Annotated in this window: 13 protein-coding genes; 8 read left to right on the top strand and 5 right to left on the bottom strand. The window is 64.3% G+C overall.

Going from position 1 to position 15,295, the window contains the following annotated elements; all coding sequences use genetic code 11:
- Positions 1-251 precede the first annotated feature (251 nt).
- The 3 genes from VGN93_RS00255 to VGN93_RS00245 all read left to right on the top strand — a co-directional run bounded on the left by VGN93_RS00255 (position 252) and on the right by VGN93_RS00245 (position 5,204).
- Complete coding sequence (locus VGN93_RS00255; RefSeq protein WP_327505872.1) at positions 252-992, top strand: LuxR family transcriptional regulator; 741 nt, start codon at positions 252-254, stop codon at positions 990-992.
- A 122-nt stretch (positions 993-1,114) separates the two neighbouring features.
- Entirely contained in the window at positions 1,115-4,573 is a 3,459-nt protein-coding gene (gene pyc / locus VGN93_RS00250; RefSeq protein WP_327505871.1) for a pyruvate carboxylase, read from the top strand.
- Between the two features lie 79 nt (positions 4,574-4,652).
- Complete coding sequence (locus VGN93_RS00245; RefSeq protein WP_319324633.1) at positions 4,653-5,204, top strand: GNAT family N-acetyltransferase; 552 nt, start codon at positions 4,653-4,655, stop codon at positions 5,202-5,204.
- 137 nt (positions 5,205-5,341) lie between these two features.
- Here the strand turns inward: VGN93_RS00245 and VGN93_RS00240 are convergent, their stop codons facing one another.
- From VGN93_RS00240 to acnA, 3 genes are all read right to left on the bottom strand, one after another.
- Entirely contained in the window at positions 5,342-5,716 is a 375-nt protein-coding gene (locus VGN93_RS00240; RefSeq protein WP_319324935.1) for a DUF2794 domain-containing protein, read from the bottom strand.
- 350 nt (positions 5,717-6,066) lie between these two features.
- Complete coding sequence (locus VGN93_RS00235; RefSeq protein ID WP_256119543.1) at positions 6,067-6,843, bottom strand: DUF1223 domain-containing protein; 777 nt, start codon at positions 6,841-6,843, stop codon at positions 6,067-6,069.
- Between the two features lie 175 nt (positions 6,844-7,018).
- A complete protein-coding gene (gene acnA, locus VGN93_RS00230) occupies positions 7,019-9,712 on the bottom strand; it encodes an aconitate hydratase AcnA (RefSeq protein WP_327505870.1) in 2,694 nt (897 codons plus the stop codon).
- 288 nt (positions 9,713-10,000) lie between these two features.
- Here acnA and ccmA point away from each other — a divergent pair, with 288 nt between their 5' ends.
- From ccmA to VGN93_RS00205, 5 genes are all read left to right on the top strand, one after another.
- On the top strand, positions 10,001-10,639 hold the full coding sequence (ccmA, locus tag VGN93_RS00225) for a heme ABC exporter ATP-binding protein CcmA (RefSeq protein ID WP_327505869.1): 639 nt from the start codon (positions 10,001-10,003) through the stop codon (positions 10,637-10,639).
- Between the two features lie 199 nt (positions 10,640-10,838).
- A complete protein-coding gene (ccmB, locus tag VGN93_RS00220; protein WP_256119540.1) occupies positions 10,839-11,498 on the top strand; it encodes a heme exporter protein CcmB in 660 nt (219 codons plus the stop codon).
- 73 nt (positions 11,499-11,571) lie between these two features.
- Entirely contained in the window at positions 11,572-12,342 is a 771-nt protein-coding gene (locus VGN93_RS00215) for a heme ABC transporter permease (protein WP_327505868.1), read from the top strand.
- The gene (ccmD, locus tag VGN93_RS00210) at positions 12,339-12,506 is read left to right on the top strand and encodes a heme exporter protein CcmD (protein WP_327505867.1); all 168 of its coding nucleotides are present in this window, start codon (positions 12,339-12,341) and stop codon (positions 12,504-12,506) included. Before VGN93_RS00215 ends, ccmD begins: the two co-directional genes overlap by 4 nt.
- The gene (locus VGN93_RS00205; RefSeq protein ID WP_327505866.1) at positions 12,503-13,111 is read left to right on the top strand and encodes a DsbE family thiol:disulfide interchange protein; all 609 of its coding nucleotides are present in this window, start codon (positions 12,503-12,505) and stop codon (positions 13,109-13,111) included. Before ccmD ends, VGN93_RS00205 begins: the two co-directional genes overlap by 4 nt.
- 3 nt (positions 13,112-13,114) lie before the next feature.
- Here VGN93_RS00205 and VGN93_RS00200 read toward each other — a convergent pair whose 3' ends face one another.
- Together VGN93_RS00200 and ftsY are read right to left on the bottom strand one after the other, a co-directional pair.
- The gene (locus VGN93_RS00200) at positions 13,115-13,765 is read right to left on the bottom strand and encodes a septation protein A (RefSeq protein WP_319324036.1); all 651 of its coding nucleotides are present in this window, start codon (positions 13,763-13,765) and stop codon (positions 13,115-13,117) included.
- On the bottom strand, positions 13,762-15,285 hold the full coding sequence (gene ftsY, locus VGN93_RS00195; RefSeq protein WP_327505865.1) for a signal recognition particle-docking protein FtsY: 1,524 nt from the start codon (positions 15,283-15,285) through the stop codon (positions 13,762-13,764). The genes VGN93_RS00200 and ftsY overlap by 4 nt, the downstream gene beginning before the upstream one ends.
- Positions 15,286-15,295: the final 10 nt, after the last annotated feature.

Here is a 15,295-nt window from a genome sequence, read left to right as displayed (position 1 = left end):
TTTTCTTTGCAGTGCGCTGTTAATCAGCGGAAGGGGCAAAAGTTCGTGATCGGCATGCAACTTTCATGACTCATATGAAATCTTGCGTGATTTGCCGTTTTGCGCGCTGCCAAGTCCCTTAGCCGATTGATTTTCATCATGCGATCCTGCCAATTGTATGCGGGGTAACATGAATGGGACATGACTGGCCCACACAGGGTCAGGCGACGTTCCTTGCTGATTTGGATTGGGGCGCTTCAAGCGCAGGGTATATGAAGATCAACTTGCTGGTGCAGTTCCTTGCACTGATCGACGAGTTGCGCGGCCGAAATGAAACGACGGCCGAGTTCGAACGTCTCCTCACGCTGTATGGCTTCGACTATTACGGTCTCATCCAGGCGCCGAAGCCGGTGGAGAACCCGGCGAGCCTGCTGCTCGCTGGCCGCTGGCCCAAGGGCTGGCCGGAGACCTATCTGCGCAAGCGCTACATGCAGGTCGATCCGACGGTGCGTTACCTCGGCCATGCGCAGGCGGGTTTTCGCTGGCGCGACACGCTCGGCGCCTTCCGCATGAGCCCGCATCGCAAGCGCATGGAGCGCATGATGGTGGATGCGCGCCAGAACGGGCTGGAGGACGGCTACATATTTCCCGTGCATGGCCGGCGCGGCCTGCTCGGCAGCCTCAGCCTGGGCGGCAGGCCGGTCGAGCTGGAAAGCGTGGAGATCGGGCTTTTCGACGGCATCGCCCGCCAGCTCTACTGGAAACTCATGAACGCCGCCGATCCGGAAGCGGCCGCCCGCCTTTCGGCCGTCGTCGATGTCGAACTGACGCGGCGCGAAATGGAGGCGCTGACCCTGCTGGCCGAGGGCATGACCTCGCATGACATCGGCCGCGTGCTCAGTATTTCCAGCCACACGGTCGACTGGTACATGAACGGCATTCAGCAGAAACTCGGTGCGCGCAACCGGCACCACGCCGTCGCCATCGCCTTCCGGCTCGGCCTCGTCTCCTGAGCCACCACGGCGCAATTCTTTTGCCGGATGACGACTCCAAAATTGAACTTTGAAAATAACCCGCTAATAATTCCCTTCGCGGGTGCAGCATTTCCCGCTTTCAGGTCATTGAGGAGTTCGACTTGCCCATTTCCAAGATCCTTGTCGCCAACCGGTCCGAAATTGCCATTCGCGTGTTCCGCGCAGCCAACGAGCTCGGCATAAAAACGGTGGCGATCTGGGCGGAGGAGGACAAACTCGCGCTGCACCGCTTCAAGGCGGATGAAAGCTACCAGATCGGCCGCGGCCCGCATCTGGCCCGGGACCTCGGGCCGATCGAAAGCTACCTGTCGATCGAAGAGGTGATCCGCGTCGCCAGGCTTTCGGGCGCCGACGCCATCCATCCGGGCTACGGCCTGTTGTCGGAAAGCCCGGAATTCGTCGATGCGTGTGACGCCGCCGGCATCATCTTCATCGGACCGCGGCCGGATACGATGCGCCAGCTCGGCAACAAGGTCGCCGCGCGCAACCTGGCGATTTCCGTCGGCGTGCCGGTCGTGCCGGCGACCGATCCGCTGCCGGACGATGCGGACGAAATCCACCGGCTTGCCGAAAGCATCGGCTATCCCGTCATGCTGAAAGCGTCCTGGGGCGGCGGCGGGCGCGGGATGCGCGCGATCCGCGACCCGAAAGACCTGCTGCGCGAGGTGACGGAAGCCAAGCGCGAGGCGAAGGCCGCCTTCGGCAAGGACGAGGTCTATCTCGAAAAGCTCGTCGAGCGCGCCCGCCACGTCGAAAGCCAGGTGCTGGGCGATACGCACGGCAATGTCGTGCATCTCTTCGAGCGCGACTGCTCCATCCAGCGGCGTAACCAGAAGGTCGTCGAGCGCGCGCCGGCACCCTACCTCAACGAGGCGCAGCGCAAGGAGCTTGCCGATTATTCGCTGAAGATCGCGCGTGCCACCAATTATATCGGCGCCGGTACGGTCGAGTACCTGATGGATGCCGATACCGGCAAATTCTACTTCATCGAGGTCAATCCGCGCATCCAGGTCGAGCATACCGTCACGGAAGTGGTGACCGGCATCGACATCGTCAAGGCGCAGATCCACATCCTCGACGGCGAGGCGATCGGCACGCCGGAATCGGGCGTGCCCGCGCAGGAGGACATCCGCCTCAACGGCCACGCCCTCCAGTGCCGCATCACCACGGAAGATCCGGAGCAGAACTTCATTCCGGACTATGGCCGCATCACCGGCTATCGCTCGGCCTCGGGCTTCGGCATCCGTCTCGATGGCGGCACGGCCTATCCGGGCGCGGTGATCACCCGCTTCTACGATCCGCTGCTCGTGAAGGTCACGGCCTGGGCGCCGAACCCGGTGGAGGCGATCACCCGCATGGACCGCGCGCTGCGCGAATTCCGCATCCGCGGCGTCGCGACGAACCTCACCTTCCTGGAAGCGATCATCAGCCACGAGCAGTTCCGCAACAACAGCTACACGACCCGCTTCATCGACACGACGCCGGAGCTGTTCCAGCAGGTGAAGCGCCAGGACCGTGCGACGAAGCTGCTGACCTACCTCGCCGACGTCACCGTCAACGGCCATCCGGAGGCCAAGGGCCGTCCGAAGCCGCCGGCGGATGTCGCCAAGCCCGTCGTGCCCTTCATCGAGGGCACGATCCAGGCCGGCACCAAGCAGAAGCTCGACGAACTCGGCCCGAAGAAATTCGCCGAATGGGTGCGCGCCGAGACGCGCGTGCTGATGACGGACACGACGATGCGCGACGGCCACCAGTCGCTGCTCGCCACCCGCATGCGCACGCACGACATCGCCCGCGTCGCCGGCACCTATGCCCGCGCGCTGCCGCAGCTCTTCTCGCTCGAATGCTGGGGCGGGGCGACCTTCGACGTCTCCATGCGCTTCCTGACGGAAGATCCGTGGGATCGTCTCGCCCGCGTGCGCGAAGGCGCGCCGAACCTGCTGCTCCAGATGCTGCTGCGCGGCGCCAACGGCGTCGGCTACAAGAACTATCCCGACAATGTCGTGAAATACTTCGTGCGCCAGGCGGCCAAGGGCGGCATCGACGTGTTCCGCGTCTTCGACTGCCTGAACTGGGTCGACAACATGCGCGTCTCGATGGAGGCAGTGGCGGAAGAGAACCGGATCTGCGAGGCGGCGATCTGCTATACCGGCGATCTGCTGAACTCGGCCCGCCCGAAATACGACCTCAAATATTACACCGCGCTCGCCGCCGACCTCGAAAAGGCCGGCGCGCATATGATCGCGCTGAAGGACATGGCGGGTCTGTTGAAGCCGGCGGCGGCGCGCGTGCTGTTCAAGGCGCTGCGGGAAGCCACCGACCTGCCGATCCATTTCCACACGCATGATACGTCCGGCATTGCGGCGGCGACCGTGCTTGCCGCCGTCGAATCCGGCGTCGACGTGGTGGATGCGGCGATGGATGCGCTGTCCGGCAACACCTCGCAGCCCTGCCTCGGCTCGATCGTCGAGGCGCTGAAGGGCACCGACCGCGATCCGGGCCTCGATCCGGAATGGATTCGCCGCATCTCCTTCTACTGGGAGGCCGTGCGCTTCCAGTACGCCGCCTTCGAAAGCGACCTCAAGGGGCCGGCATCGGAAGTCTACCTGCATGAAATGCCGGGCGGCCAGTTCACCAATCTCAAGGAACAGGCCCGCTCGCTTGGCCTCGAGACCAAGTGGCACAAGGTGGCCCAGGCCTATGCCGACGCCAACCAGATGTTCGGCGACATCGTCAAGGTGACGCCGTCCTCCAAGGTGGTGGGCGACATGGCGCTGATGATGGTCAGCCAGGACCTCACCGTCGCCGACGTCGAAAACCCGGCCAAGGACGTCTCCTTCCCGGAATCGGTCGTCTCCATGCTGAAGGGCGATCTCGGCCAGCCTCCGGGCGGCTGGCCGGCTGGCTTGCAGAAGAAGGCGCTGAAGGGCGAGGAACCCTATACCGCGGTGCCGGGCTCGCTGCTGCCGCCGGCCGATCTCGACGCCGAACGCAAGGCGGTCGAGGAGAAGCTGGAGCGCAAGGTCGACGATTTCGAATTCGCCTCCTACCTGATGTATCCGAAGGTCTTCACCGACTATGCGCTGGCCGCCGATACCTACGGTCCGGTGAGCGTGCTGCCGACGCCCGCCTATTTCTACGGCCTGTCGCCGGGCGAGGAACTGTCGCCGGAGCTGGAAAAGGGCGTGTCGCTCGTCATCCTGCACCAGGCGCAGAGCGAGCCGGATGCGCAGGGCATGGTAAAAGTGTTCTTCGAGCTGAACGGCCAGCCGCGGCTCATCAAGGTGCCGGATCGCAACCGCGCCGCGACCTCGCTTGCGCGGCGCAAGGCGGATATCGGCAATGCCGCCCATCTCGGCGCGCCCATGCCGGGCGTCATCTCGACGGTCTCGGTCTCAGCCGGCCAGGCGGTGAAGGCCGGCGACGTGCTGCTCTCCATCGAGGCGATGAAGATGGAAACGGCGCTGCATGCGGAGAAGGACGGCACGATCTCGGAGGTGCTGGTGAAGGCCGGCGACCAGATCGACGCCAAGGACCTGCTCGTGGTTTACGGTGCCTGATACGTCAAACGTCGCTTGAAAGCCGGAATTGGATGTGGGATGGACGCACCATCCCGTATCCGGAATATTCAGGCTTTCCATGAGCTTCGTCATTCGCACCGCCGATCTCGGCGACATTGCCGCCTTCACCGAAATCTACCGCGAGTCCGTGCTGAACGGCGTGGCGAGCTACGAGATCGACCCGCCCTCGCTCGACGAGATGGCGGCGCGCTTCCAGGCAATCACCGACAAGGGCTATCCCTATATCGTCGCCATCGAGCAGACCGGGCTCATCCTCGGCTATGCCTATGCGTCCGCCTTCCGCACGCGGCCGGCCTATCGCTGGCTCGTCGAGGATTCGGTCTATCTGGCGCCTGAAGCGCGCGGCAAGGGCGTCGGCAAGGCGCTGCTGGCGGAGCTGATTCGCCGCGCGACGGAGCTCGGCTTCCGCCAGATGGTCGCCGTCATCGGCGGCGCGCATCCGGCCTCCATCGCCGTGCACGCGGCTGCGGGCTTCGAACATTCGGGCCGCATGACCGCCACCGGCTTCAAGCACGGCCGCTGGCTCGACACCGTCTTCATGCAGCGCGCACTTGGCGACGGCGCGGAAACCGAGCCGTCTTCGGCGACCTATCCGGGGACGATGGCGTAAAGATCGGGGGTCGCAAGCCTCCCCTCCGTCATGGTCGGGCTTGACCCGACCATCCACGCCTCACCCGCAGCATGGATCCTCGGGTCAAGCCCGAGGATGACCCCATTTAGCGGGGTCACCAGTGAGGCGGGGCTTTCTTACGTCTCGATCAGCCGCAGCACCTTGTCGAACACCTTGAGCACCTGATTGAGCTCATGGCCGCGCTTCAGGATGGTGCCGTGCTGGTTGACGACGCTGTAGGCGCCCTGTTTGGCGGCGAGTTTGGGGTTTTTCTCGATGCGGTAGAGCGGCATTTCGCCCGAGCGCTTGAAGACGGAAAACACCGCCTTGTCGCGCATATGGTCGATCGCGTAGTCGCGCCACTCCCCTTCGCCGACCATCCGGCCGTAGACCCAGAGGATTGCATCGAGCTCCCGCCGATGGAAGGTTACAGGCAGCGGGTCCCTGCTGCTCTTATATTCCCGAAGGTCGACCACGACATTGGAAGCCTGCAAATCCGGCTGATCAGTCATCGAATCTCCGCACCTCGTCTGTGACGGCTGGGTGACAGTGTGCCTGACCAAAACGGAAATGCAAGGCGGATGGGCGAAGACTTGCGTTTTCGCAAAAATCCTTCTCGCCGCAATTCAGACAAACAGACGCCCAATTTACGGGAGAAAGTCCGCCAGTCGCAGCCCGTACCGGCCTGCTGCCTTGTGCGGGAAGCCGGTTCGGACGGGGTGCGTCTGTCGAAGTTGCCCAGTATTCCGTTGCCGGTGACTTCGTCTCGGTCCGGTCCGTCTTTCTTCGAACCCTCAAGCCCCAGCCCCTCGAAGAAGCCGGACCGGACCTCCCCCCCCCCCAAAAAAAGGGGGGAAGACGTTTACCGAGAAGCTTTATCGCCCGTCAAAACGGTCGCGCCCAAAATGGCGCCCGGCGTATCGGCCGTGCGCATGCGCTGCAAAAGCACGGCGCAGCCGCCGGATTTCTTTTTCTTCTTCAGCATGTCGGCCGGCAGGACCAGGTTGGTCTCCTTGCCCTCCCACATGCCGATCGTTTCCATGTCGGTGACGGCGTGCCAGTAATTGACCCGCTTGCCGCGGTTCTCGCCCTTGTCGATGTCGATCGTGCGCTCGCGCTCGAAATAGGCGATGACGATATTGGCCTTGCCCTCGCCGGGGCCGACGCGGATGCGCAGCTCGTCGTTCTTCACTTCGACATCGACCGGTACGTTGAGCCCCTTGCCCTCGTTCGGCATGGCGCCGATGCGCGAGCGGATACCGGAAATATCGGCGCCGTTGATGTGTTCGCGGCCGTTCAGCACGGCCTGCGGCGTGTAGACGCCGCTGCGGCCGAACATGCGGGCATAGGCATATTGCCGGTCGGTATTGTCCTTGGAGGCGAGCGTGTCGGCCCAGCCGAGATAGTTCCAGTAGTCGACATGGTACGAGAGGGCGACGACTTCGCCTTCCTGCGCCAGTGCGGCGAGCGCCTTGTCGGCGGGCGGGCAGGAGGAGCAGCCCTGGCTGGTGAAAAGCTCGACGACACCCTTGGGCTTGATGGATTGCTTGGTAGTGGATTCCTGGGCATGTGCAGCCCCTGCGCCGGCTCCGAGCGCAAGCAGGATCGCCAGACATTCCAGTATGTGCGGTCTCGGCATGATCACTTCCAATGGAGTGGCGGCGGGTGGCCAGCCATTTGAGCCCGTCATACGCGCTTGCCGGTTCAACAGGAAGTCACGATGGAGTGAGACTCATAGCTGAGAAAAACGCTCCGGAAAACGAAAAATGCCGGGGTTTTGGCCCCGGCATTTCGCATTTTGATGCCAAAATCGCTTAGGCCGCGAGATCGCGCAGAACGGTCTGGAGAATGCCGCCATTGTTCATGTAGGTCACCTCGTCGAGCGTATCGATGCGGCAGAGGAGGGGAACCTCCTTCACCGTGCCGTCGGCATAGGTGATCCTGGCGATCTTCTTCTCGCGCGGCTTGATGTCGCCTTCGAGGCCGTCGATCGTGACGACTTCGTCGCCCTTCAGGTCGAGCGTCGCCCAGGTCGTGCCATCCTCGAAGACGAAGGGCACGATGCCCATGCCGACGAGGTTGGAGCGGTGGATGCGCTCGAAGGACTGCGCCACCACGGCCTTCACGCCGAGCAGGTTGGTGCCCTTGGCCGCCCAGTCGCGCGACGAGCCGTTGCCGTATTCGACGCCGGCGAAGATGACGAGCGGAACGCCCTCGGCCTTGTACTTCATGGCCGCGTCGTAGATCGACATCTCTTCCTTGGTCGGATAGTGGATCGTGTAGCCACCTTCCTTGCCGTTGGGGCCGAGCATGTGGTTGCGGATGCGGATGTTGGCGAAGGTGCCGCGCATCATCACTTCATGGTTGCCGCGGCGCGTGCCGTACTGGTTGAAGTCGGCGACGGCGACGCCGTTGCCCGTGAGGTACGCACCGGCAGGCGATGCCGCCTTGATCGAACCGGCCGGGGAAATGTGGTCGGTGGTGATCTTGTCGCCGAACAGGCCGAGGACGCGCGCCCCCTCGATGTTCTTGAGGCCGGAGCCGGTCTTGCCCATGCCGACGAAGTAGGGCGGGTTCTGCACATAGGTCGACTGGTCGTCCCAGGCATAGGTCTGGCCTGCCGGCACCTGCACGGCCTGCCAGTTCTCGTCGCCCTTGAACACGTCGGCATATTTCGCGGCATAGAGCGCGCGGGTGACGTATTTCAGGATGAATTCCTGGATTTCCTGCGAGGTCGGCCAGATGTCCTTGAGGTAGACGGGGTTGCCGTCCCGGTCTTCGCCGAGCGGCTCCTTGGTGAGGTCCTTCTGGACCGAACCGGCCAGCGCGTAGGCCACGACCAGCGGCGGGGAGGCGAGGTAGTTCGCCTGCACGTCCGGCGAGATACGGCCTTCGAAGTTGCGGTTGCCGGAGAGGACGCCGGCGGCAATCAGGCCCTTGTCGTTGATCGTCTTGGAGATCGGCGCCGGCAGCGGGCCGGAATTGCCGATGCAGGTCGTGCAGCCGAAGCCGACGAGGTTGAAGCCGAGCTTGTCGAGATCGGCCTGGAGGCCGGACTTGGCGAGATATTCGCCGACGACCTGGGATCCCGGTGCCAGCGACGTCTTGACCCACGGCTTCGTCTTCAGGCCCCTGGCGACCGCGTTGCGGGCGAGCAGGCCGGCGGCGATGAGAACCGACGGGTTGGACGTGTTGGTGCAGGAGGTGATGGCGGCAATGGCGACGTCGCCGTGGCCGAGATCGTAGTCGGTGCCTTCGACCGCATAGCGGTTGGAAAGCTGGCCGGGCTTCTTGTAGTCGGCGTCCATTGACGTGGCGAAGCCGGAGGCGATGTTTTCGAGCGGGATGCGGCCTTCCGGACGCTTCGGGCCGGCCATGGCGGGCACGACGTCGCCGAGGTCGAGTTCGAGCGTGTCGGTGAAGACGAGGTCGGCGCCGTCGCCGTCACGCCACATGCCCTGCGCCTTCGAATAGGCTTCGACCAGCGCGATACGCTGTTCTTCGCGGCCGGACATGGTGAGGTAGTTGACGGTTTCGCTGTCGACCGGGAAGAAGCCGCAGGTCGCGCCGTATTCCGGGCCCATATTGCCGATCGTCGCGCGGTCGGCGAGCGTCATGTTGTCGAGGCCGGGGCCGAAGAATTCGACGAATTTCGAGACCACGCCCTTCTTGCGCAGCATCTGCACGACCATCAGCACGAGGTCGGTCGCGGTGACACCTTCCTTGAGCTTGCCGGTCAGCTTGAAGCCGATGACTTCGGGCAGAAGCATGGAGACCGGCTGGCCGAGCATGGCGGCTTCCGCCTCGATGCCGCCGACGCCCCAGCCGAGAACGCCGAGGCCATTGATCATGGTCGTGTGGCTGTCGGTGCCGACGCAGGTATCCGGGTAGGCGATGATCTCGCCGTCTTCTTCCTTGGTCCAGACCGTCTGGCCCAGATATTCCAGATTGACCTGATGACAGATGCCGGTGCCCGGAGGAACGACGCGGAAATTCTTGAACGCCTGCTGACCCCACTTCAGGAAGCGGTAGCGCTCGCCGTTGCGCTCATATTCGAGCTCGACGTTGCGGGCAAAGGCAGTCGGTGTGCCGAATTCGTCGACGATGACCGAGTGGTCGATGACGAGGTCGACGGGCACGAGCGGATTGATCTTTTCCGGATCGCCGCCGAGCGAGACCATGGCGTCACGCATGGCCGCAAGGTCGACGACGGCGGGAACGCCGGTGAAGTCCTGCATCAGCACGCGGGCCGGGCGATAGGCGATCTCGTTTTCGACCGTGCCCTTGTTCGTCAGCCAGTCGACGACGGAGAGGATGTGCTCCTTCGTGACGGAGCGGCCGTCCTCGAAGCGCAGCAGGTTCTCCAGAAGCACCTTCATCGAGTAGGGCAGCTTCGAGACGCCGGGAAGGCCGTTCGCCTCGGCCTTGGGCAGGCTGTAATATACATAGTCGGTGCCGTTGACCGTAAGGGTCGAACGACAATTGAAACTGTCTAGGGATTTGGACACGTTATACCCCGTCTCGTCTGGCGCCAGAAAGCTGACGTACGAACGCCCCTGCGCGTTGAGCGCGAATGGGATGCGGGTGCGGCCATTTCCGCTGTCCGTACGCGAGAATCATTCCCGTGTTCGGCGCTTGGATGAAATTCACGCCGACCGCTGGCGTGTTGCGGGCGTTATAGATAATTTCCACCGAACGTTCCAGAGCGCTTATAGGCAAATCGGGACATTTTTTTGCGTTGCGACCAAGGTCGCAAATGGAATGCGACCCGGGTCGTAAAAGGAAAGTGAACAGCCATGCGGCTCGTGGCCGAAGGATTGAGCGCCACGCGCGGCGAGGACCTGATTTTCCAAGATATTTCCTTCGAAATCGCGGGCGGCGAGGCGCTTGTCGTCAAGGGGCCGAACGGGTCCGGCAAGTCGACGCTGCTGCGGGTTCTGGCGGGTCTTCTGCCGGCGGAATCCGGCACGGCGAAGCTGCTTGCTGCACCGCACCCGGTGGAGCGGCTCGGCGAGGCCTGCCACTATCTCGGCCACCGCAATGCGATGAAGCGGGAACTTACCGTCGACGAGAATCTCACCTTCTGGAAGGACTTCTTCGGCGATTTTCCCGGCGGCGCGGGGGTGGAGGTCGGCGCGGCGGTCGAATCAGTCGGTCTCGGCGGCATCGCGCACCTTCCCTTCGGCTACCTCTCCGCCGGCCAGCAGCGGCGCATGGCCATGGCCAAGCTGCTGGTCGCCTGGCGCCCGGTGTGGATCCTCGACGAGCCGACGGCGGCGCTGGACGGGGCGGCCGAGACGATGTTTGCGGGGCTGGTGACGGCGCATCTCGGTCGGGGCGGCATCGCGATTGCGGCGACGCACCAGCCGCTGGGGCTGGAGGCGCGGGAACTGCGGATGACGGGGTTTGCGGGTGTGATGGAGACTGTGTGGTGATGCGCTTCGCGACCCCCCTCTGCCCTGCCGGGCATCTCCCCCTCAAGGGGGGAGATCGATTCGCGGAAACGTCTCACCCATCGCGAACGTCGCGGAAAAGGGAATGCCGTTGCGCCCAGCCAATCTCCCCCCTTGAGGGGGAGATGCCCGGCAGGGCAGAGGGGGGTGAGCCACACGCACCCCGCCCGAGGATGCAGGCATGATCGCCCTCCTTGCCCGCGACCTCAAACTCTCCGTCCGCGCCGGCGGCGGCGCGCTCATCGGCGTGCTCTTCTTCATGACCGTCGTCGCCGTCATCCCCTTCGGCGTCGGCCCGGATCTCAACCTTCTCGCCCGCATCGGCCCGGCCATCCTCTGGATCGGCGCGCTGCTCGCCTCGCTGCTCGGCCTTGACCGGCTGTTCCAGGCCGAGCGGGAGGACGGTTCGCTCGATCTGCTCCTGATGCAGGAGACGCCGCTGGTGCTGACGGTGTTCGTCAAATGCATCGCCCACTGGCTCGCGACCGGCCTGCCGCTCGTCATCGCCGCGCCGCTGCTGGGCCTGTTCATGAACATGGACGAGACGGCGATCGCGGCCACCACGCTGACGCTGCTCGCCGGCACGCCTGCCATCACCTTCATCGGCGCGGCGGGGGCCGCGATTGCCGTGGCGCTGCCGCGGGGCGGGCTGCTCGTCTCCATCCTCGTGCTGCCGCTTGCCATTCCCGTGCTGATTTTCGGCGTCAGCGCGGTCTATGCGGCGATCCAGGAGCCGGCGCCGTTCCTGCCGCCCTTCCTCATTCTCGTCGCCCTCAACCTGCTCTTCGCCGTCATCGGGCCGGTCGCGGCCGCTGCTGCACTCCGGCTTTCGAGTGACTGACACGCCGGATTGACACGAATGTGATTGCGGCAGATCAATTGAAGATGCCGGGCTGACACGTTAAAGAACCATCATGAGCGAACCGAGCCTTGCCATCCGCAAATTCAGCGATCTCGCCAACCCGACGCGGTTTCTGGCGCTGGTCGCCATCGTCTGGCCCTGGCTTGCCGGGCTGACGCTCTGTCTGTTCGCGGTCGGGCTCTATCTCGCCTTCACCACGGGGGGTGATTACCAGCAGGGTGAGACGGTGCGCATCATGTATGTGCATGTGCCGGCCGCCTGGCTTGCCATGATGTGCTACACGGTCATGGCGCTGTCGGCGCTCGGCACGCTGGTCTGGCGCCATCCGCTGGCCGACGTCTCCGCCAAGGCCGCAGCACCCATCGGCGCCTGCTTCACCCTCGTCGCCCTCATCACCGGCTCGCTCTGGGGCAAGCCGATGTGGGGGACGTGGTGGGTGTGGGATGCCCGGCTCACCTCCGTCTTCGTGCTGTTCCTGATGTATCTCGGCCTGATCGCGCTCAACCGCGCCATGGACGAGCCGACGCGCGCCGCCAAGGTCAGCGCCGTGCTGATCCTCGTCGGCTTCGTCAACATCCCGATCATCAAGTTTTCCGTGGAATGGTGGAACACGCTGCACCAGCCGGCGAGCGTCATCCGTCTGGACGGCCCGACGATCTCGGCGGAATTCCTGCGTCCGCTGCTCGTGATGGCCATCGCCTTCACGCTGCTGTTCTTCACGCTGCACATCCTCGCCATGCGCAACGAAATCCTGCGCCGCCGCATCGCGGTGCTGCGCCGCCATGCCGCGCGCGCCGCGGGCCGCGAGGGAGATGCCGCATGAGCCACGCCTTCTACGTCACGGCCTCCTATATCGCCGCCTTCTCCGTCAGCATCGGGCTGATTCTTTGGGTCTGGCTCGATCACCGCGGCCGCCATCGGGAGCTTGAGCGGCTGGAAGCGGCCGGCGTGCGCCGCCGTTCAGTGCGCACCGAGGACGCCCGATGAGCGAGACGGAAAGCAATGCCCAAAGTGGGGGCACCCGCACGCGCGTCATTCTCGCCGCCCTGCCGCTGGCGATTTTCCTTGGCCTGGCGCTGATCTTCTGGACGCAGCTCAATTCCGGCCGCGATATTTCCGAAATCCCCTCCGCGCTGATCGGCATGAAGGCGCCCTGGCGTGACCTGGAGCCGCTGGCCGGCGCCGTAAAGGATGGTCTGCCGATGCCGGCGCTGACCGCGGAGGGTGCCAAGGGCAAGCTGACGCTGGTCAATTTCTGGGCGTCCTGGTGCGTGCCCTGCCGGCAGGAGCACCCGGTCATCCTGGCGCTCTCGAAGGACCCGCGCCTCAATGTGGTGGGCGTCAACTACAAGGACGGCAGCGAAAATGCGCTGCGCTTCCTCGGCGAGCTCGGCAATCCGTTCTCCGCCATCGGGCTCGATCCCGTCGGCAAGATGGCGATCGACTGGGGTGTCTACGGCATCCCGGAATCCTACCTCGTCGGCCCGGACGGCACGATCCTCTACAAGAAGGTCGGCCCCTTCGACGAGAACAGCCTCAAGAACGGGCTCTTTCCGGCCATCGAAAAGGCGCTCGGCGCGCCCGCGAGTTGAGGCTCAGGGCGCCTTGCCCTCTTCCGGCGGCTCGATGGAATGGCGCATGATCAGCGGCATCTGCGACAGCGTGAAGAGGATGGTGATGGGCATGGTGCCCCAGACCTTGAAGGCGACCCAGAAATCCGTCGAGAAGGAGCGCCAGACCACTTCGTTCATCACCGCGAGGAAGACGAAGAACAGGCCCCAGCGCAGCGTCAGCTTGCGCCAGCCCTCGTCGGTCAGCTTGAAGGCGGCGTGGAAGACGTAGCCGAGCAGGGATTTGCCGAAGAACAGCCCGCCGAGCAGGATGGCGCCGAACAGCGTGTTGACGATGGTCGGCTTCATCTTGATGAAGGTGTCGTTTTGCAGCCAGAGCGTCAGCGCGCCGAAGACGAAGACGACGATGCCGGAAATCAGCGGCATCATCGGCAGCGTGCGGGTCAGCACCCAGGAGACGATCAGTGCCAGCGCGGTCGCGGCCATGAAGAGGCCGGTGGCGATGAAGATCGGCCCGCCCATTTCGGCGAGCACGGGAAACTGCGCGGCCAGCCATTCGCCGCGGGAATTGGCGAAGAAGAAGACGACGAGCGGCCCCAGCTCCAGCACCATCTTGAGGAGGGGGCTGACCTTCTCCTCGGCCTTGGCCGGCACGTCCAGCGTTGCCTTGCTCATGCTTCAACTCCTGCAATCGCCTCAGCGAAATCCTTGGCCTCGAAGGGTTCGAGATCGTCGACCCCTTCCCCGACACCGATGAAATAGACCGGCAGCTTGTGTTTGGCGGCAATCGCTACAAGGATGCCGCCGCGGGCCGTACCGTCCAATTTTGTCATGATGAGGCCCGTGACGCCCGCAACGTTGCGGAAAATCTCGACCTGGTTCATGGCGTTCTGCCCGGTCGTGGCGTCGAGCGTCTGGAGAACGGTGTGCGGCGCATCCGGATCGAGCTTGCCGAGCACGCGCACGATCTTTTCCAGCTCCGCCATCAGTTCCGTCTTGTTCTGCAAGCGGCCGGCGGTGTCGACGATCAGCACGTCGCTCTGCTTCAGCTTCGCCTGTTCGTAGGCTTCGTAGGCGAGACCCGCGGCATCGGCGCCGAGTTTGGAGGAGACGATGTCGGAGCCGGTGCGCTCCGCCCAGATTTTCAACTGTTCGATCGCCGCCGCGCGAAAGGTGTCGCCGGCGGCGAGCATGACCTTCAGGCCGGCGCCGGAGAGCTTGGCGGCGAGCTTGCCGATCGTCGTCGTCTTGCCGGTGCCGTTGACGCCGACGACGAGAATGACATGCGGCTTGTGGTTGAGGTCGAGTTCGAGCGGCTTTGCGACCGGCGACAGCACCTTGGTGATCTCGCTTGCCATGATGCGCGAGACGTCGGAGCCGGTCACGTCCTTGCCGTAGCGCTCGGAGGCGAGCGTGTCGGTGATGCGCAGCGCCGTCTCCACGCCGAGATCGGCCTGGATCAGCAGATCTTCGAGGTCCTGAAGCGTCGCATCGTCGAGCTTGCGCTTGGTGAAGAGGCTGGTGATCTGGCCCGTCAGCTGCGAGGAGGTGCGCGACAGGCCTTCGCGCAGGCGCTGGAACCAGGTGCGCCTCGGCTGCTGTGCGACGGCCGCTTCGACCGGCGCGCGCTCGGCCGTGGCAAAGCCCTTCGGCAGGACCGGCGCTTTCGGCTCGATGCGGGCGGCTTCTTCGAGGACGGGGTCTTCAGCTTCGGCGGGCGTCTCCTCCACCGGCGCGATCTCGTCTTTCGCTGGCGCGGGTTCTTCCTCGACGATTTCTGCGACCGGCTCCGCGACCGCTTCTTCCTCGATGATCTCTTCTACTGGCGCGACGGCCTGTTCCTCGATCGCTTCGGCTTCCGGAGCCACGTCGTCATCGGCCGGTCCGCCAGCGGTCTCGATCTCAGCCGGCGCGACGGGGTCTTCGACGACCGGCAGTGCGGGCGCGTGCGGCAGCGGGTAGATATCCGGCTCGGCTTCGGCCGGCACAGGATGGGGTGCCTCGGGATTGGCGGCTTCGGCTTCGTCGAGCAGGGCATCGCGCTCTTCGACGCTGGCCGTCTTCGGCGTCTCGATAATTGGTTCCGGCGGCGTCTCGACGACCTGCGGCTCGGCAAGCGGCGGCGCTTCCGTCTCGGGCTCGGCAGCGGTGTCTTTTCCGAATGTGAAAATCTTCTTGATGAAGCCGAAGGCCATGAAATGTGTC

The sequence above is a fragment of the Shinella sp. genome (genome assembly GCF_035998705.1).
In the GTDB taxonomy this organism is placed as follows: Bacteria; Pseudomonadota; Alphaproteobacteria; order Rhizobiales; family Rhizobiaceae; genus Shinella.
The sequence above is the reverse complement of the archived record's forward strand: the minus strand, read 5'-3'. Positions and strand labels throughout refer to the sequence as shown.

Coding starts and splice junctions, on each gene's coding strand:
- VGN93_RS00255 (WP_327505872.1), top strand. CDS start 252: ATGAAGATCAACTTGCTGGTGCAGTTCCTTGCACTGATCGACGAGTTG.
- VGN93_RS00245 (WP_319324633.1), top strand. CDS start 4,653: ATGAGCTTCGTCATTCGCACCGCCGATCTCGGCGACATTGCCGCCTTC.
- VGN93_RS00240 (WP_319324935.1), bottom strand. CDS start 5,716: ATGACTGATCAGCCGGATTTGCAGGCTTCCAATGTCGTGGTCGACCTT.
- VGN93_RS00235 (WP_256119543.1), bottom strand. CDS start 6,843: ATGCCGAGACCGCACATACTGGAATGTCTGGCGATCCTGCTTGCGCTC.
- ccmA (WP_327505869.1), top strand. CDS start 10,001: ATGCGGCTCGTGGCCGAAGGATTGAGCGCCACGCGCGGCGAGGACCTG.
- ccmB (WP_256119540.1), top strand. CDS start 10,839: ATGATCGCCCTCCTTGCCCGCGACCTCAAACTCTCCGTCCGCGCCGGC.
- VGN93_RS00215 (WP_327505868.1), top strand. CDS start 11,572: ATGAGCGAACCGAGCCTTGCCATCCGCAAATTCAGCGATCTCGCCAAC.
- ccmD (WP_327505867.1), top strand. CDS start 12,339: ATGAGCCACGCCTTCTACGTCACGGCCTCCTATATCGCCGCCTTCTCC.
- VGN93_RS00205 (WP_327505866.1), top strand. CDS start 12,503: ATGAGCGAGACGGAAAGCAATGCCCAAAGTGGGGGCACCCGCACGCGC.
- VGN93_RS00200 (WP_319324036.1), bottom strand. CDS start 13,765: ATGAGCAAGGCAACGCTGGACGTGCCGGCCAAGGCCGAGGAGAAGGTC.
- ftsY (WP_327505865.1), bottom strand. CDS start 15,285: ATGGCCTTCGGCTTCATCAAGAAGATTTTCACATTCGGAAAAGACACC.